We start from the raw sequence: 16,894 nt of genomic DNA on the forward strand, positions 1-16,894 counted from the left end.
CCGACCCGCACCCGGCGCTTCAGCACCACCGGGGCAAAGCCGGCCCAAACCATCACCGGCCGCAGCCCGCGCGGGCGGAGCGCTGACCCGCCACGCACCGATTTATGCAAGAAGTGAAGCCAGTTAGCGCCAGATTGCACGGGTTGCAGACAGGTTGCATCTTGGGCGTTGTCATTCGCCGCGGGTGACCTATCCTTCAGCCGCCACTCACAGCCGGGCGGGGACCAAAAAATGGTAGACAAGGCAGACTTCCAGGCCTTTCTGGACGGCATATCCGATTGCTTCATCACCCATGATTTCGAGCCATGGAGGAGCCGCATCATCCTGCCCTTTTCACTGGTCACCAGCGTCGGACCGATTGTCCTTACAACCGAAGAAGCCCTGCGCGAAAATTTCGAGCTTTATCTGCAGGCCGTGGATGCGATGAAGCTGGATCAGGTGGTCAGGGTGCCCATCAGCTTTGAGGATTGCGTCGACGGGACATGGATTGGCACCTATGAGACCAATCTGCTGAGCGGCGGGGTGCGCGCGACAGATCCCTATATCTCCTCCGCGCTGCTGATCCCCTATCCGGATGGATTGAAAATGACCTCAATTCTGAACGCGCGCGGACACCATTACTGGACGGGCCTTTCGCCTTGACGGATCGCGGGGCTGGTTTGCAACGGTGCGCCAGATGACAGAAGATGAACAGATCGCCTTGGTCCGACGCTATTTTGCCGCTGTCGATGGCCAAATACTCGACGATGTGCTGGCCACATTGACCGCAGATTGCGTATTCACCGTCCAAACCCACGCGGTCCGGCTGGAGGGGACGGCGCAGATAAGCGCCATGTTCAACAGGCTTTGGCAAAGCCACCGCGCGGTCCGACATCATGATTTTCGGTTTCTTCCCGACCGGCATGGCCGCAGGATCGCGGCGCAGTTCCAGGTGGAAAACACCGAGTTGGACGGACGGCTGACCTGCAAGTCCAACTGCAATTTTTTTGACATCCGTGCAGATCGGTTTTCGGCGGTTGCGGTCTATATGGCCGGGGCCAATACACTTGATCATGCCGGGCGCTGAGCCAATAGAAGCCGCATAGGCGACTTCCCCCTTGAAACCGGGGGGCATTTGCCTGTCTGATGCATCCTGCGAACGGCACATAGGAAGACGATCTCATGCACTATCATTCGCCCACCAGCGTCGAGGACGCGGTCAAGGTTCTGGCCGCGCAATCGGGAGATTGCCGCATTCTGGCCGGTGGCACCGATCTTTTGGTCCGGATGCGCTCGGGCCTGGCCGAGCCGGATGCGATCCTCGACATCAAGCGCATCGACGGGATGCGCAGCATCACCCGCGAAGAGGGCGGGTTTCGCGTGGGCGCGGCCGTCTCGGGCACCGAGATGGCAGAGCATGCAGCACTGGTGGCCGCTTGGCCCGGCGTGGTGGAGGCGACGGGCCTGATCGGATCGACGCAAATCCAGGGACGCGCGACGATGGCGGGCAATCTCTGCAACGCCTCGCCCGCCGCCGACAGCGTGCCCGCGATGGTGGCCGCCGGTGCCGTGGCCCAGGTTGCCGGGCCAAACGGGGTGCGCGACATACCCGTGGCCCAGATCCCGACCGGTCCCGGCAAGACATCGCTTGGGCCGGGGGAGTTCGTCACCTCGATCTTTCTGCCCGCGCGGCCCGACCGCGCCTCGGACGCGTATCTGCGGTTCATTCCGCGCACAGAGATGGATATCGCCGTGGTGGGCTGCGGTGTCTCGATCACGCTCGATGCATCGGGCACCTGCACGGAAGCGCGCGTCGCTCTGGGTGCGGTCGCGCCGACCGTGATCGAGGTGCCCGAGGCGGCCACGGCCCTCGTCGGCACGCCCCTGGATGACCCCGCACTGAGCGCGCTCTCTGCGGCCTGTTCGGCGGCCGCCTCCCCTATTTCCGACAAACGCGGCACGGTCGAATTCCGGACCCATGTTGCGGGCGTTCTGGCCCGCCGCGCCGCCGTCATCGCCAAAACCCGCGCAGGAGCCGCATGATGAGCAAGATCCATGTCACCACCACGATCAATGGCGACCCGACCGAATTTCTGTGCGAGGCCGACGAGACGCTGTTGGACGTGCTGCGCGACAGGCTGGGCCTGACCGGCTCTAAGGAAGGCTGCGGCACCGGCGATTGCGGCGCCTGTTCGGTCACCGTGGGCGGGCGGCTGGTCTGTTCATGCCTGATGCTGGGCGCCGAGGCCGAAGGCCAGGAGATCGGCACGATCGAAGGCATGGCCGAGGGCGAGAGCCTGCATCCCTTGCAAAAGAAATTCATCGAACATGCCGCTTTGCAATGCGGCATCTGCACCCCCGGTCTGCTGGTCGCGGCCAAATCGCTTTTGGAACACAACCCCGACCCGACCGAGGAAGAGACCCGGTACTGGCTGGCTGGCAACCTCTGCCGCTGCACCGGCTATGACAAGATCATCCGCGCCGTGATGGACGCGGGCAAAGACATGCGGGAGGCATCGTAATGGCGCTCGACAGCAAATCCGAACTGCGTGAATTCAAGATCGTGGGCACCCGGCCCTTGCGCCCCGACGGGATCGACAAGGTCACCGGCAAGGCGCGCTTTGGCGCCGATATCACGGCGCCCGGCATGCTGGTGGGTCTGGTGCTGCGCAGCCCGCACGCCCATGCACGCATCGTCTCAATCGACACGTCGCGGGCCGAGGCCGTGCCCGGCGTGCATGCCGTCGTGACCCGCGCTGATTTCGCGGAACCGGGTGAGGATGTCGCCGATATCCTGGATAACTGCATGGCGGGCGCCAAAGCGCTTTATGACGGTCATGCGGTGGCGGCAATCGCCGCCTCCTCGGGCAAGATCGCACGCGATGCATTGAAACTCATCGACGTGGTCTATGAGGTGCTCCCTCATGTGACGGATGTGGACGCAGCCATGAAACCCGGTGCTCCGGTCCTGCATGAGGGGCGCACCGACGAGACGGTGCCCGAGGGGCTGTCGCCCAACGTGATCTCGCGCCATGAGTTCGGTCACGGCGATATCGAGGCTGGCCTCGCGCAGGCCGACCGGATCGTCGAGCGGACTTTCCAGACCGAGGCCACGCATCAGGGTTATATCGAGCCGCATGCCTGTCTGGCGCAGATGGGGCCGGACGGTCAGGCGGATTTGTGGTGCTGCACCCAGGGGCACTATATGGCCCGCAATGTCTGCGCCGAAATCCTGGGGCTGGAGCAGGGTCAGTTGCGCGTTACCGCCTCCGAAATCGGCGGCGGGTTCGGCGGCAAGACCACGGTCTTTCTGGAGCCCGTCGCGCTGATGCTGGCCCGGAAATCGGGCCGCCCGGTCAAGATGGTGATGACCCGTTCGGAGGTGCTGCGCGCAACGGGGCCCACAGCGTCAAGCTCCATCGATGTCAAGATCGGCATGACCAAGGACGGGCGCATCACCGCAGGCTTTGCCGAGCTGCGCTATCAGGGCGGGGCATATCCCGGCTCGCCGGTGGATATGGGCTCGATGTCGGCTTTTGCCCCTTATGATCTGGAGCATGTCAAAACCATCGGTTGGGATGTGGTGACCAACCGTCCGAAACAGGCCGCCTATCGCGCGCCGGGTGCGCCGATGGCCGCCTTCGCGGTGGAATCGGCAATTGACGAGCTGGCACGCGGCTTTGGCCTCGACCCGCTGGAGGTGCGACTGAAAAACGCCGCGCGCGAGGGCACGCGCGCTTCCTACGGGCCCACCTATCCCGCCATCGGGCTGGAGGCGACCTTGCGCACGGCCAAGGATCACCCGCATTGGTCCGCTCCTTTGGGCGAAAACCAGGGGCGCGGCGTGGCCTGCGGGTTCTGGTTCAACTTCGGCGGCGACACTTGCGTGACGCTCAACATCACGCCCGATGGCACGGTGACCGTGTCCGAAGGCAACCCCGATATCGGCGGCAGCCGCGCGTCGATGTCGATGATGGCCGCCGAAGAGTTGGGCATCCCTTATGAAAAGGTGCGCACCATCGTCGCCGATACCGGATCGCTGGGTCAGAACGAGGTCACCGACGGCTCCCGCGTGACATTCGCCGTGGGGCTGGCCACCATCGAGGCCGCCCGCGCCGCCATCCGCGAGATGTGCAAGCGCGCGGCCATGGTCTGGGGGATCGAGCCCGAGGCGGTGGAATGGGTCGATGGCGCGGCCCAGCCCGCAGGGCCCAACGCGGGCGAGCACCCGCCGATGACCCTGGCCGAAATCGCAGCAATTGCGTCGAACACAGGCGGTCCCATTGCGGGCCATCACGAGGCCAATCCCGAAGGGGCCGGCGTCAGCTTTGCCACCCATATGGTCGATACCGAGGTCGATCCCGACACCGGCGCGGTCAAGATCCTGCGCTATACCGTGTTCCAGGACGCGGGCAAGGCGATCCACCCGGCCTATGTGGAGGGTCAGTTCCAGGGCGGAGCCGTGCAGGGCATCGGCTGGGCGCTGAACGAGGAGTATATCTATGGCGAAGACGGCGTGCTGCAAAACGCAGGCTTTCTCGATTACCGGGTGCCCGTCGCCTCGGACCTGCCGATGATCGACACGGTCATTCTGGAGATCCCGAACCCCGGCCACCCTTACGGTGTGCGTGGCGTGGGCGAGACCTCCATCGTGCCACCGCTGGCGGCGGTGGCCAACGCGGTCTCGGCGGCCAGCGGTGTGCGGATGACCAGCCTGCCGATCTCGCCGCCGAAACTCCTGGCGGCGCTGCACGAGCGCTAACCGCCATGGTCCAGGTGCGCATCTGGGGATCGCTGGCGGCCGCGACCGAGGATCAGACAGAGGTCGAGATCGAGGCCAGCACGTTGCGCGAATTGCTCGACGGGCTGGCCGCGCGCTACCCCGCGATGCGCCCGCAACTGGAGCGTGGAGTCTCGGTCTCCATAGACGGGCGCATTTACACAGAAAACTGGTTCACACCGATCCATAAAGACAGCGAGGTTGTATTGCTGGCTCGGTTGAAGGGCGGCTGACCTGCGGTCGGTCTGGCGACGTGACTGTGTCCTTTGGTCAACGCGCATCCTTTCAAACGGCTGACTGGCGATCCCAGGGGATATCGCGCCGCGCTCTGTCGTCTGGATGGCTGGTTGAGCACGAGGCCCCGACCCGCCATCTTCCAGACCGGGACATGGCCTGGGGCAATTTCACATCTTCTGCTATCGGGCATGCGATGATCTAATGCAGCCTCAACGCCGTGATCGCCAAAGGCGCGACCAGAGCGGCCAATGGAAACAGGCAGAGGGTCGATGAACATAGCGTCGTTGCAAGACAGCTGGGTGGAACGGTTTCCCGGCCTCTCCCGGCTTGATACGCCAACCAAGGATTTGCTGCTGTCGCGCAGCACGATCATCGAAGTGCCCGCCGGAACGATGATATTCGGCCCCGGCCATTCGCCCGAAAACATGCTGTTTCTGCTGAACGGAACCGTTCGGGTGCAGCAGGTCTCGGAAACCGGGCACGAGATCGTCCTCTACCGCATTCAGGCAGGGGAAAGCTGCGTTCTGACAACGGCCTGCCTTCTGGCCTATGACGATTACTCCGCCGAAGGGATTTCGGAAACCGATGTGCAGGCCGCGGCGGTGCCCCGGGTCGTTTTCGACGATCTGGTGGCGCAGTCCAAAACCTTCCGCGATTTCGTGTTCGCCGCGTTTTCCAAGCGCATCACGGACCTGTTTCTGATGATCGACGAGGTTGCGTTTCAACGTATGGATGTCCGCCTTGCAGACAAACTGATCGCTCTTGCAGGTCAGGACGACACGATTGCGACAACCCACCAAAAGCTGTCTGTTGAACTGGGCACGGCACGCGAGGTGATCTCGCGCCAGCTTCAGGAGTTTCAGCGCCGTGGCTGGATCGAACAGGCGCGCGGGCATATCAACCTCTTGAAGCGAGATGAGTTGAGCGCATTGGCCGGGCACAATACCTAAAAAATTCGCGGTTCGGTGACTTTGTCACTGACCCGACTCTGTCGGCTGGACCATCATGGCGCCAGCAAACAAGGAGTTGTCGAATGACTGCCAATGTTGGAACACTTGATCGTCTTGTCCGCCTGATCCTGGGCATCGTGCTGCTGGCGGCGCCTTTCGTGTCTGGGAGTGTGCTGTTTCAATCCACCACACTGTTCGTGGCATCAATCCTTGTCGGATTGGTGCTGATCGCCACCTCGGCGCTCAAGTTCTGCCCCCTGTATCGCCTTTTGGGCCTGCGGACATGCCGGGTGTGATGATGGAGACCGTCTTCACGCCGCTGCAATCGCTGGGAGGGGGCGCCCTGATCGGTCTGGCCGCCGTTTTGTTGATGGCAACCCTTGGCCGGGTGATGGGTGCGACCGGGATCGTGACTGGCCTGATGCAACCGGCAAATCTGGGGGACTGGACCTGGCGCGCCGCGCTCCTGGCCGGGATGATCAGCGGACCCGCCGCATTTCTGCTTCTGAGCGGTCAGATGCCCGAGATCCAGGTGCCCGCCTCAACGTCAATGCTGATCATTGGCGGTCTGATCGTCGGCATCGGCGTGACGTTCGGCTCGGGTTGTACCTCTGGTCACGGGGTTTGCGGGATGGCGCGGCTGTCCCCCCGCTCCATCGTGGCGACCCTGACCTTTATGTTCACCACAGCGATCACCGTGTTCGTGATCCGCCATCTGATTGGAGGCTAAGCGATGCGCCTGATCCTGAGTTACGTCATCGGTTTGGTCTTTGGCCTGGGCATTTCTATTTCGGGCATGGCCAACCCGGCCAAGGTCCTGAACTTTTTCGACATCGCGGGCAACTGGGATCCCAGCCTGGCCTTTGTGATGGGCGGCGCGCTGGTCGTCACCGCGTTGGGCTATCGGTTTGTCCTGCGTCGCCCGGCGCCATTGATCGACACCGCGTTTCATCTGCCCACGCGGCGCGATCTTGATGCGCCGCTGATCCTGGGTTCGGGGGTCTTTGGCATCGGTTGGGGCATCGCGGGCTTTTGCCCCGGCGGCGCCTTGCCCGCCCTTGGCACCGGGCGCAGTGAGGTTGTGATCTTTGTGGCAGCGATGCTGGCGGGCATTGTGCTGGCCAAGGCCGTGCGCGGCGCTCTTGCCGCCCGCACCCCATCTACCGTTTGAAGGAGGAGACATGATGACCTACCCCGTTGATATGCAGATCAAACCCGAGGTGTCGGCTCATTTCGATGAGGCAACGAACACGATCACCTATATCGTCAAGGACCCGGCCTCGAACCACTGCGCCATTGTCGACAGCGTGATGGATATCGACTATGCCGCCGGACGCATCACCTATGAGCATGCCGACGCCCTGATCGCCGAAATCAAGGAGCGGGGCCTGACCCTCGACTGGATCATCGAAACCCATGTCCATGCCGATCACCTAAGCGCCGCACCCTATCTGCAAGAACGGCTCGGGGGCAAGATCGGCGTCGGAGACAAGATCCTTGTGGTGCAAGAAACCTTCGGCAAGGTCTTTAACGAAGGCACCGAGTTTCAGCGCGACGGCAGCCAGTTCGATGCACTCTTCAAAGACGGCGACACCTATATGGTGGGTGAAATGTCCTGCTTCGCGATGTTTACGCCCGGCCATACACCTGCCTGCATGGTGCATGTGATGGGCGATGCGGCCTTTGCGGGCGATACGCTCTTTATGCCGGATGGCGGTTCGGCGCGGGCCGACTTTCCGGGCGGCGATGCGGGCCAGCTCTACGATTCGATCCAGAAGGTGCTGGCTCTGCCCGATGAGATGCGGCTCTTCATGTGCCACGATTACGGGCCCGGCGGGCGCGCGATCGCGTGGGAAACCACCGTTGGCGAGGAAAAGCGTGACAACATCCATGTGGGTGGCGGCAAAACCCGCGCGGAGTTCATCAAGTTCCGCACCGAACGCGACGCACAGCTCGACATGCCCAAGCTGATCCTGCCGTCGTTGCAGGTGAATATGCGGGCAGGCGACGTGCCCAAGGATGCGGATGGCAACCCGATGCTCAAGGTGCCGGTCAACGCGATCTGAGCCCCGCAGAGGAGGACGACCATGGATATCCAGACATTGACGGCTGGCCTGTCGGTCAGCCCCCAGATTACCGCTGATGACTTGCGGGCGATCAAAGAGGCGGGGTTCCGCTCGATCATCTGCAACCGACCGGATGGCGAGGGGGCCGATCAGCCGACCTATGAGGAGATCCATAAGGCCGCCCAAGAGGTCGGGCTGGACGCGCAGTACCTGCCAATCGTCTCAGGCAAGGTGCGGGATGAGGACGCCGCCGCTTTTGGCGCCGCCCTGACCAGCCTGCCAGGGCCGACGTTGGCCTATTGCCGGACCGGCACGCGGTCGGCGACGCTGTGGTCGCTGGCACAGGCCGGAACGCTCAGCGTGGCTGACATCCTCGCCGCGACCAAAGCGGCGGGCTATGACATGGGCGGGGTTGTGCGCCGCATCGCCAATGGCGGCAAGACACCTACGGAAACGGGTGACGCCCATTTCAAGGTCGTCATCATTGGCGGCGGGGCCGGCGGGATCTCTGTCGCAGCCAGCCTCAAAATGCGCAAGCCCGGTCTGGAGATCGCGATCATCGACCCCGCCGACATTCATTACTACCAGCCCGGCTGGACCATGGTTGGCGGCGGCATCTTTGACGCAAAACAGACGGCCCGCACCATGGGTTCGCTGATCCCGCGGGGCGTGCATTGGATCCAGGCGGCGGTGGCCGCGTTCGAACCGCAGAACAATGCTGTGATCCTCGATGGCTGCCGGGTGGTCAAATACGACCGGCTGATCGTTTGCCCGGGGCTTAAGCTCGACTGGGGCAAGGTTGAAGGGTTGGTCGAGACGCTGGGCCGCAATGGCGTGACGTCGAATTACCGCTATGATCTGGCGCCCTATACCTGGGAGCTGGTGCAAAAGATGCGCGCGGGTCGGGCGATCTTTACCCAGCCGCCGATGCCGATCAAATGCGCGGGCGCCCCGCAAAAGGCGTTGTATCTGTCGGGGGATGCCTGGCACCGCAAAGGTGTGCTCAAAAACATCGACATCCAGTTCAACAATGCCGGAGGCGTGCTCTTTGGGGTCAAGGATTACGTCCCCGCCCTGATGGAATATGTCGAGAAGTACGAGGCAGAGCTGAATTTCTTTCACAATCTGGTGGCCGTGGACGGCCCCTCAAGACGTGCCTGGTTCGACGTGGCCAAGCCCGACACAGAGGTCGAGCGGGTCGAGATGGAGTTCGACATGATGCATGTCTGCCCGCCCCAGACCGCACCGGATTTCATCCGTGTCTCGCCCTTGGCCGATGCCGCCGGATGGGTCGATGTGGATCCCGCAACGCTGCGCCACAAGACCTATGACAATATCTGGTCGCTGGGCGATGTGATGAACGCCCCCAATGCCAAGACAGCCGCTGCCGCGCGTATTCAAGCGCCGATCATAGCCGAGAATCTGGTGGCCGATATGCGCGGCGGCGCGCCGCGCGCGCAGTATAACGGCTATGGCTCCTGCCCGCTGACGGTGGAACGGGGCAAGATCGTGCTGGCCGAGTTCGGCTATGGCGGCGCCATGCTCCCGAGTTTTCCGAAGTTCCTGATCGACGGCACCAAACCCTCGCGTGCCGCCTGGCTGCTCAAGGAGCGTATGCTGCCGCCGGTCTATTGGAAAGGCATGCTCAAGGGTCGCGAGTGGATGGCCAAACCCGAAAAGATCGTTGCAGGTTGACGCCCCCCCAGCGCCTGCCCCGACGACAAAGGCAAGAATGCCCATGACCCGATTTCTGCCGATCCTGAGCTGGGGACGCACCTATACCCGTGCGACGCTGGCCAACGATCTGATGGCCGCTCTGATCGTGACGATCATGCTGATCCCGCAATCGCTGGCCTATGCGCTGTTGGCCGGGCTGCCGCCCGAGGCAGGGCTTTATGCCTCCATCGTGCCGATTATGCTTTATGCGGTCTTCGGCACCAGCCGGGCCCTGGCAGTCGGGCCGGTCGCGGTGATCTCGCTGATGACCGCAGCCACGCTCAGCGAAATCGCCCAGCAGGGCACCATGGGCTATGCCGTGGCGGCGCTGTCTCTGGCGGGTCTGTCGGGCACGATCCTGCTGATCATGGGGCTTTTTCGATTGGGATTTGTCGCCAATTTCCTGTCACACCCGGTGATTGCCGGGTTCATTACCGCGTCCGGCCTCTTGATCGCCGCAAGCCAGCTCAAGCACATCCTGGGGATCGACGCGCATGGCCATACCCTGCTTGAAGTTCTCGGCGCGCTCGCCGTTCACTTGCATCAAACCAATCTGACGACAGCCCTGATCGGCGTTTTGGCAACCGCATTCCTCTTCTGGGTGCGCTCGGGCCTCAAACCGACACTGGCCCGCTTGGGACTGGGGCCGGGCCTGACATCGACCTTGGTCAAGGCCGGTCCCGTGGTGGTGGTGATCGCCACCACCTGGGCCGTCTGGGGTCTGGATCTGGCGGATCAGGGTGTGAGCATCGTGGGCGATGTGCCACAAAGCCTGCCACCGCTGACCCTGCCCGATCTCTCACCGGAGCTTTTGCGCCAGCTTCTGGTGCCAGCATTCCTCATCTCGATCATCGGCTTTGTCGAGTCCATCTCTGTGGCCCAGACGCTCGCGGCCAAGAAACGCCAGCGCATCGACCCCGATCAAGAGCTCATCGGTCTGGGCGCGGCCAATATCGGCGCGTCGCTCACGGGTGGATTTCCTGTGACGGGCGGCTTTTCACGCTCGGTCGTGAACTTCGATGCGGGGGCCGAAACGCCCGCCGCCGGGGCCTTTACCGCGCTGGGGCTGGCGATTGCTGCGCTGGCGTTGACGCCGCTGATCTTCTTTCTGCCCAAGGCCACGCTGGCCGCCACCATCATCGTCGCGGTGCTCAGCCTGGTGGATTTCAGTATCCTGCGCCGCGCCTGGCGTTACTCCAAGGCCGATTTCGCGGCGGTGCTGGCCACCATCCTGCTGACACTCGGCCTTGGCGTCGAGGCCGGGGTATCGGCGGGCGTTCTGCTTTCGGTGCTATTGCATCTTTACAAGACATCTCGCCCTCATATCGCTGAGGTCGGACTGGTTCCCGGAACCGAGCATTTTCGCAATATCCTTCGGCACAAGGTGTTGACCGATCCCAGCATTGTGACCTTGCGCGTCGATGAGAGCCTTTACTTCGCCAATGCCCGGTTTCTGGAGGATGCGATCTATAGACGTGTCGCCGAGGACACCCAGATCCGCCACATCATCCTGCAATGTTCGGCCATAAACGAGATTGACCTGAGCGCCCTGGAATCGCTGGAGGCGATCAACGAGCGGCTGGGCTCAATGGATGTGCAGCTGCACCTCTCCGAAGTCAAAGGACCGGTCATGGATCGGTTGAAACGCGAACATTTCCTGGACCAGATGACCGGCCGGGTCTTTCTGTCCCAATTCGCCGCTGTCACCGAACTGAAAGCGGCGGACAATCGTTAGGGTCAGGATCCATTAGTCCAGCGCCGCGGGTGCGGCATCACCCTCCCCTTCCGATGCCCGTGTGACCGCCTGCCGCATCTGCCGCAGCGGGACCCCGGCCTGTCGGGAGAGCGATCGCAGATCGGGCGCGTTCGCAAGGTCGTCAAGCGCACCGCGTGCAAACTCGACCAGCCAATCTGGAAGGGCTGTCTGCGGCGCGATCTCTATGGTTCGGGTCTGGGCATCCCGCACACGGGCCTGCACGGTGCGCATCACATCGCGCACCCGGTCGGCCGGATCGGGCGTCACCGCCCTTACCGTACGGTCCCCCAGATCCGTGGCCACTTCGCGCATCATCGACCGCATGGCGCGACCTGGATCGCTCAGCACATCGCGCACGCGCGAGGCTGCCCGTACATTGCGCATCGCCTCTCCGGTTTGCGCGGCTATCGCGCGCTTGATCGCGGCATAGACCTTTTGCGAACTGGGCACGCTCGGGCCATCGGGAGGCAATTCCAGAACCCGCGTGACGCTGCCGCGCTCCTGATCCCAGACGGCCCAGGCCCCGCCCCCATCAAAACTGCTAAGCGCAGCGGCCTCGCACCAGGATCCCTCTGCGATGAGATCGGAAAGACCGACGGAGGCGCGGATCACCGCACGCAGGCCAGGCCGCAGCATCGGGGGAAAAGCCAGTGGAAATTGCGGCGGATGTTCAGGGCCAAAGGCCTCGCGGGCGATCTTTTGCAGGGCCTCGATGGTTTCGGGCAAACCTTCCGGCGTGCGTTCCTGCGCCATGAGCAACAGAGCGACCACATCGGGCGAGCCCGGCAGCAGGCGCCAGAGATTGCGCAAGACCTGTTGTTCCAGGCGCTCTTGTTGACGCCCGCTCAGAAAATGCGCATGCGCCCCGATCAGGCCGTGCAGGGGATGCGAGAACTTGCCGTAGATCGCCTCCCGCCGCATGTCACCCGGTAAAAGATCGAGATTCTCGCCCAGTCCTTTCATCGCGCCGTCGATCTTTTGCGCCAGATCGTCAGACGGATCGAAGCCGCGCCCGTGTCGGACCATATCAAGGCTCGACTGGGACAGGCGCAGCCCGTTTTCGTGCGGCACGAAGACCATGCTGTCCCATCCCGCGTGCAGCGAGATCGGCAGGAATTCCGCCCGCTGTTCGCCGACCAACACCAGCAGATAATGACCGGGTGCGATCAGGGCCGAAAAAATCTGCCAGCCCGCGGCGGTGTCGGCCTGGGTCTCTTGGGGTTCAAAGCCGGTGATCCGCCTGCCATCGGCAGCAAAGAGCGTCAGCCCCGCGCCAACCGAAACTCCGGTGGAATCCCGCTCTCCGCTCGCGCGCAGCATGATCATCAGCCGGACCAGACCGGCGGTGTTGTCGGGATCGGCTCTGGTCGATTTCTTGCTGAACGTAACTCCGGGTCCCTGATAGAACTCGTGGGTGAACCGCGTGTCCGTCGCAGGCATCGCCGATTGGCGCCTCGGCAGAGGCAGGTCCATATCGGTCGCCTCATCGTGGATGATCAGATGATCCTCCATCGCGCCCAGACGTTCCAGCCGGACCTGGTAGAGCCCCTTGGGCAGCCCGGTGTCGATCGCGCCGGTTGCCTGGATGCAAATCCGGTTGCGCCCATCGAACACGGTTAGGCGGGTGGCATCATCGCGGTTTTCAGCGCGTACACGAAACGGCAATCGCTTGCGATCAGAAGGTGACATCGCCGCCCTCCATCTCAGGTGCGAACATAATCGGCAGGACGCCACCGGTGCCGGTGTCGACAAGCGTGTGCAACGCATAGCTCAATCGGACATGCCAGGGCCCGCTGGCCGGATCACCACTCCGCACCGGCTCGGCACGGTCATTAAGCAAGATCACCGGCCCGGTCCTGTCGGCCGAAAAATGAACCGTGAAATTCGGCGACGCCCCCGCCCCGCCCGCGACAGGCATTGCCGCGCCGAAAACGGCGTCGTTGGGCAGTCCAAAATCCTTGATCCTGGGACTTTGGGTCTTGCCCGCCTTCTGGGCAAGGCGCGGCACCTCGGCTTGCAGATGGTCCCAAAGGCTCTCCCATTCCGCACCACCGGTATCGCGGGCCGCGGCGCCGTTCAGCGCCGACAGCAGGGCGGTGGTGAAATAACCCCGCGCTTCGCTCTGCTCTTCGTCTTCGTCGCCCCGACCGGTCGCCGTCTCAAAGGCCTGGCTTTCATCTTCGGCGGCATAGACGATCACGCCTTTTACATCCTCTGCGATGTCCGAGGGAGTAAGACACCCCAGGCCGCTGTTCTGAGTGGCCGCGCGCACGGTCCGGCTGCGGCAGCAATCGAGAAAGGCGACAACCTGCTGAAACGGCATACATCGTTTCACGGTTCTGCAATAGTTGTCTGAGCTCAGGGTGTCGAACAGTCGGCGCCGCGACCATTGCGGCAGGCATAGCGCGACGTCGGTATCTGAGACATCGCCGATCGTGATCGACTGGCCGTGCCCGGCAAAGAACAGATAGAACCGCCGCCCGCCACCGGCCTCTTCGGCCGCGTCCCAGATTTTCTCCAGAGCCGAATCGACCGTGTCCTTGACCGGTGAAAGCGGGGCTGTGGTCGACGTGATCAGGTGGCAATTCGCCGGCGGCAGCCCTCCACCCACTTGGGTGTTCGTCAGCCACGCCGCAAAGCGTTTCGCATCGGGCACCGCCCCCTTGAGGTTCTTGCCCTTCGAGCCGTGATTGGGATAGTCGTTCACCCCGATCACCAGCGCATAGTCGTTGGGTTGGTGATGCGCCATCTCCGCGCGGCCTTAGGTTTCGGCGACCAGCGCGGTCAGGCTGGCCCGCGTGGGGTCGTCATTGTCGAAATCGCCATGCTTTTGCGCGGTACTGTTCAGGCCCGGCGCCTGATCTGTTGTCACCGACATTACCGCGCGGTTCTTGTCGGCCTCCTGCAGCCAGGTCGCGGTCTTCGCCAGATGCGGCACATCGAAGGGCGCCTGAGCGGTCCAGAACCGCTCCATCCCGGCAATCGGCGTATCGGCCTCTTCTTCCAGCACGCCGGAAATCAGATACAGCAGCGAGCGTGTGTAGACCCCTTTGACCAGGTGGTCTTTCTGTTCATAGGCGTCGGACATGGTGAACATGCGAAACCGCTTGTAACGCTCGGGGCGGGCCACGACTTCGTCATGCATCAGGCGTGTTGTGCAGGCCGGGGCGAGGAAGACCACGTTGCGCACCGACAGCGCGATGCCGGATTTCTCCAGTGACCGAAACAGATTGCATATCGCGATGCTGCCCGCGCTGTGACCGATCAGATCAACGGCGAACCCGGGGTTGGCCGCCTGATGCGCCGCAAGTCTTTCAAGAAAATAGGTGCCCGGATGCGAAGCGTCCGAGATCGGGCCGGTATTGGACAAGAACATCTGCGCCGAAACATCCTTCATATTGCCCCAGACCCAGCCGCCGAAATCATCCAGATAGAACTCACGCACCAGCTCTTCGACGACGGTCGGATACAGGCCATGATCGCGCCCCCGGATGTAACGCCGCAGCACCCGAAAGACGACGCTGGCCAGCAGCTTTGCAATCTTGAACAATGTCGGGCCACGCCCATCGGCGGTGTTCAGTTCATTGGCCACCGAAGGGCGCAGCTTGGTGTCTTCGGCAGAGAGGTTGTCGGCCAATTCGCCAAACGCCTCATCCTGCTCGATCTCAAGCAGCAGATCCAACTCCATCTCGTCACGGATAAATTCCAGCTCCTCCTCATCGAGACGCGCGGCCCCGCCCCGCGCGGTCGCATCGAACCCCTCGAATTTCTCCAGCTTTTCGAGCTCGGCCTCGATCTCGGGCAGCGACATCGGCACGCCCTCGCCGCGGCCGGTCAGATCGGCCCCGAGCCGTTTGGTCAGTTCGCGGATCGCATAGCGCAGCAATTTCTGGAACAGCTTGGTTTCGCTGATCGCGGTCAGGTTGCGCCAAAGGGTTTCGATCAGGCCGGTTTCCCAGATGAAACTCACCGCATGCGCCCCGGCGGAGGTATAGACCGGAAACATGCTTTCCGCGATCCGCAGCCCCTTGCCCTCGGCCACCAATCCGCCATGGAAATGCACGCTGAGCCTGTCGGCATTGCTGGCTGTCAAATGCGCGAAAATCGCATCGATATCGCCGGGACTGGTCTTGAGGTCGCCGCTGGGCTTGAATGTGCCGTGAGGACCGACATTGATGTAATTGAGTTTGCCGAAATCGGACATGGGTGGCCTCCTGAAAATGGGGCAAAACTATGAAAATCAATTCAACCTTAGCGAAAGTTTCGCGATTCCTCCAGAATTAGAAACCAAGCGGGTGTGTTGTCGTGCGATGAACATGGTTGGAGCGCGCGCAGCTAGAAGTCTGAAAACCTGCAAAAGATCGCGCCTCTGCGAACCGGTCCGTTTGCAGCTCAGCCGGTCTGTTCGGCGCCTGTGATCCAAAAACCAACCGGCCCTCGCACAACATCCCCGCATACTGAACGGACGCGCAAGCGCCTTAGGTGAACTGCTCGGAGATGAGCCGTTCCTCCAGACCGTGACCCGGATCAAAGAGGATGCGGTGTTCGATGGACGGCTCTGATCTGACCTCGACCCAGTCGACGTTTTCGACAGATTGGGAATCCCCCTCGGCCATCACCGGGCGTTTGTCCGCCTCCAGCACATCGAACCGCACGCAGGCTCGTTTGGGCAAAAGCGCCCCGCGCCAGCGGCGTGGTCGGAACGCGGCCACCGCCGTCAGCGCCAGCACGTCCGCCCCGATGGGAAGGATCGGCCCATGCGCCGAATAGTTATAGGCGGTCGACCCCGCCGGCGTGGCCACCAACGCCCCGTCACAGACCAGTTCGGCCAGACGCAGGCGATCATCGACGGTGATCTTGAGTTTGGCCGCCTGCGGTCCTGCGCGCAAAAGCGACACTTCGTTTATTGCCAGGGCTTCATGGAGATGCCCATTTCGGTCCATCGCGCGCATCGAAAGCGGGTTAATGACCTCTTCTTCGGCTGCCTGGAGACGCTCCAGCAGATCGCTTTCGCCATAGGTATTCATCAAGAACCCGATGGTGCCGCGGTTCATCCCATAGACCGGCGCAGGCAGGTCTTGCGTGCCATGCAGCGTTTGCAGCATGAACCCATCCCCGCCCAGCGCCACGATGACATCCGCGTCCTGCGCCGGGCTGTCGCCATACCGCCCGATCAGCGCCGCGCGCGCGGTCTGCGCCACTGGCGCGTCACTGGCGAGAAACGCGATTTTCATAGACATGGCAAAGGTTTCCGATCCTGCGCGCCTTGCGCCGAAACAATCACATGTTTCGTGCCTTGACCAGCCTTGCCGCCAAACCCGATCATTTCGTCGCTTTGACACCTTTTCGGTAGGTCCTGTTTCCGATAGGAAAGCGCCCAACCAACCGCTGCTTAGAGGGAGCACCCCCA

17 protein-coding genes are annotated in these 16,894 nt (G+C 62.6%); 13 read left to right on the plus strand and 4 right to left on the minus strand.

Translation table 11 applies throughout. The annotated features are described in order from the left end of the window. The first annotated feature begins 231 nt into the window (after positions 1 to 231). The 13 genes from HEP69_RS10985 to sulP all read left to right on the plus strand — a co-directional run bounded on the left by HEP69_RS10985 (position 232) and on the right by sulP (position 11,463). Positions 232 to 642 carry a hypothetical protein gene (locus HEP69_RS10985; protein ID WP_290558569.1) on the plus strand — a complete coding sequence of 137 codons (411 nt, stop codon included), beginning with the start codon at positions 232 to 234 and terminating at the stop codon, positions 640 to 642. Between the two features lie 34 nt (positions 643 to 676). Beyond that, positions 677 to 1,066 (plus strand): nuclear transport factor 2 family protein, encoded by a 390-nt coding sequence (locus HEP69_RS10990; RefSeq protein WP_290558570.1) that lies wholly within the window; start codon positions 677 to 679, stop codon positions 1,064 to 1,066. Positions 1,067 to 1,161: 95 nt separating this feature from the next. Then, on the plus strand, positions 1,162 to 2,022 hold the full coding sequence (locus HEP69_RS10995; RefSeq protein WP_290558571.1) for a xanthine dehydrogenase family protein subunit M: 861 nt from the start codon (positions 1,162 to 1,164) through the stop codon (positions 2,020 to 2,022). Then, the gene (locus HEP69_RS11000; protein WP_290558572.1) at positions 2,022 to 2,501 is read left to right on the plus strand and encodes a (2Fe-2S)-binding protein; all 480 of its coding nucleotides are present in this window, start codon (positions 2,022 to 2,024) and stop codon (positions 2,499 to 2,501) included. The genes HEP69_RS10995 and HEP69_RS11000 overlap by 1 nt, the downstream gene beginning before the upstream one ends. After that, positions 2,501 to 4,741: a xanthine dehydrogenase family protein molybdopterin-binding subunit gene (locus HEP69_RS11005; RefSeq protein WP_290558573.1), complete on the plus strand. Its 2,241-nt coding sequence runs from the start codon at positions 2,501 to 2,503 to the stop codon at positions 4,739 to 4,741. Before HEP69_RS11000 ends, HEP69_RS11005 begins: the two co-directional genes overlap by 1 nt. 5 nt (positions 4,742 to 4,746) lie before the next feature. Beyond that, positions 4,747 to 4,992, plus strand: a complete 246-nt coding sequence (locus tag HEP69_RS11010) for a MoaD/ThiS family protein (protein WP_290558574.1) — start codon at positions 4,747 to 4,749, stop codon at positions 4,990 to 4,992. A gap of 273 nt (positions 4,993 to 5,265) precedes the next feature. Beyond that, entirely contained in the window at positions 5,266 to 5,946 is a 681-nt protein-coding gene (locus tag HEP69_RS11015; protein WP_290558575.1) for a Crp/Fnr family transcriptional regulator, read from the plus strand. A gap of 83 nt (positions 5,947 to 6,029) precedes the next feature. Beyond that, entirely contained in the window at positions 6,030 to 6,242 is a 213-nt protein-coding gene (locus HEP69_RS11020; RefSeq protein WP_290558576.1) for a DUF2892 domain-containing protein, read from the plus strand. Continuing rightward, complete coding sequence (locus tag HEP69_RS11025; RefSeq protein ID WP_290558577.1) at positions 6,242 to 6,676, plus strand: YeeE/YedE thiosulfate transporter family protein; 435 nt, start codon at positions 6,242 to 6,244, stop codon at positions 6,674 to 6,676. Before HEP69_RS11020 ends, HEP69_RS11025 begins: the two co-directional genes overlap by 1 nt. Positions 6,677 to 6,679: 3 nt before the next feature. After that, on the plus strand, positions 6,680 to 7,117 hold the full coding sequence (locus HEP69_RS11030) for a DUF6691 family protein (protein ID WP_290558578.1): 438 nt from the start codon (positions 6,680 to 6,682) through the stop codon (positions 7,115 to 7,117). Positions 7,118 to 7,127: 10 nt separating this feature from the next. After that, positions 7,128 to 8,012, plus strand: a complete 885-nt coding sequence (locus HEP69_RS11035; RefSeq protein WP_290558579.1) for an MBL fold metallo-hydrolase — start codon at positions 7,128 to 7,130, stop codon at positions 8,010 to 8,012. 21 nt (positions 8,013 to 8,033) lie between these two features. Next, on the plus strand, positions 8,034 to 9,707 hold the full coding sequence (locus HEP69_RS11040) for a bifunctional protein tyrosine phosphatase family protein/NAD(P)/FAD-dependent oxidoreductase (RefSeq protein ID WP_290558580.1): 1,674 nt from the start codon (positions 8,034 to 8,036) through the stop codon (positions 9,705 to 9,707). Positions 9,708 to 9,744: 37 nt separating this feature from the next. Further along, positions 9,745 to 11,463: a sulfate permease gene (sulP, locus tag HEP69_RS11045; protein ID WP_290558581.1), complete on the plus strand. Its 1,719-nt coding sequence runs from the start codon at positions 9,745 to 9,747 to the stop codon at positions 11,461 to 11,463. A 12-nt stretch (positions 11,464 to 11,475) separates the two neighbouring features. On the opposite strand, the gene HEP69_RS11050 is transcribed toward sulP, so the two are convergent. The 4 genes from HEP69_RS11050 to HEP69_RS11065 form a co-directional block, all read right to left on the minus strand. Next, positions 11,476 to 13,173 carry a hypothetical protein gene (locus HEP69_RS11050; RefSeq protein ID WP_290558582.1) on the minus strand — a complete coding sequence of 566 codons (1,698 nt, stop codon included), beginning with the start codon at positions 13,171 to 13,173 and terminating at the stop codon, positions 11,476 to 11,478. Further along, complete coding sequence (locus HEP69_RS11055; protein WP_290558583.1) at positions 13,160 to 14,233, minus strand: caspase family protein; 1,074 nt, start codon at positions 14,231 to 14,233, stop codon at positions 13,160 to 13,162. Before HEP69_RS11055 ends, HEP69_RS11050 begins: the two co-directional genes overlap by 14 nt. A gap of 12 nt (positions 14,234 to 14,245) precedes the next feature. Then, positions 14,246 to 15,688, minus strand: coding sequence for a hypothetical protein (locus HEP69_RS11060; protein WP_290558584.1), 1,443 nt, complete (start codon positions 15,686 to 15,688; stop codon positions 14,246 to 14,248). 274 nt (positions 15,689 to 15,962) lie between these two features. Continuing rightward, positions 15,963 to 16,724, minus strand: a complete 762-nt coding sequence (locus HEP69_RS11065; protein ID WP_290558585.1) for an NAD kinase — start codon at positions 16,722 to 16,724, stop codon at positions 15,963 to 15,965. Positions 16,725 to 16,894 lie beyond the last annotated feature (170 nt).

The organism is Aestuariivita sp. (assembly GCF_021404545.1).
GTDB lineage: Bacteria > Pseudomonadota > Alphaproteobacteria > Rhodobacterales > Rhodobacteraceae > Aestuariivita.

Coding starts and splice junctions, on each gene's coding strand:
- HEP69_RS11065 (WP_290558585.1), bottom strand. CDS start 16,724: ATGTCTATGAAAATCGCGTTTCTCGCCAGTGACGCGCCAGTGGCGCAG.
- HEP69_RS11015 (WP_290558575.1), top strand. CDS start 5,266: ATGAACATAGCGTCGTTGCAAGACAGCTGGGTGGAACGGTTTCCCGGC.
- HEP69_RS11050 (WP_290558582.1), bottom strand. CDS start 13,173: ATGTCACCTTCTGATCGCAAGCGATTGCCGTTTCGTGTACGCGCTGAA.
- HEP69_RS10995 (WP_290558571.1), top strand. CDS start 1,162: ATGCACTATCATTCGCCCACCAGCGTCGAGGACGCGGTCAAGGTTCTG.
- HEP69_RS11035 (WP_290558579.1), top strand. CDS start 7,128: ATGATGACCTACCCCGTTGATATGCAGATCAAACCCGAGGTGTCGGCT.
- HEP69_RS11030 (WP_290558578.1), top strand. CDS start 6,680: ATGCGCCTGATCCTGAGTTACGTCATCGGTTTGGTCTTTGGCCTGGGC.
- HEP69_RS10985 (WP_290558569.1), top strand. CDS start 232: ATGGTAGACAAGGCAGACTTCCAGGCCTTTCTGGACGGCATATCCGAT.
- HEP69_RS11000 (WP_290558572.1), top strand. CDS start 2,022: ATGAGCAAGATCCATGTCACCACCACGATCAATGGCGACCCGACCGAA.
- sulP (WP_290558581.1), top strand. CDS start 9,745: ATGCCCATGACCCGATTTCTGCCGATCCTGAGCTGGGGACGCACCTAT.
- HEP69_RS11020 (WP_290558576.1), top strand. CDS start 6,030: ATGACTGCCAATGTTGGAACACTTGATCGTCTTGTCCGCCTGATCCTG.
- HEP69_RS11010 (WP_290558574.1), top strand. CDS start 4,747: ATGGTCCAGGTGCGCATCTGGGGATCGCTGGCGGCCGCGACCGAGGAT.
- HEP69_RS11055 (WP_290558583.1), bottom strand. CDS start 14,233: ATGGCGCATCACCAACCCAACGACTATGCGCTGGTGATCGGGGTGAAC.
- HEP69_RS11005 (WP_290558573.1), top strand. CDS start 2,501: ATGGCGCTCGACAGCAAATCCGAACTGCGTGAATTCAAGATCGTGGGC.
- HEP69_RS10990 (WP_290558570.1), top strand. CDS start 677: ATGACAGAAGATGAACAGATCGCCTTGGTCCGACGCTATTTTGCCGCT.
- HEP69_RS11060 (WP_290558584.1), bottom strand. CDS start 15,688: ATGTCCGATTTCGGCAAACTCAATTACATCAATGTCGGTCCTCACGGC.
- HEP69_RS11040 (WP_290558580.1), top strand. CDS start 8,034: ATGGATATCCAGACATTGACGGCTGGCCTGTCGGTCAGCCCCCAGATT.
- HEP69_RS11025 (WP_290558577.1), top strand. CDS start 6,242: ATGATGGAGACCGTCTTCACGCCGCTGCAATCGCTGGGAGGGGGCGCC.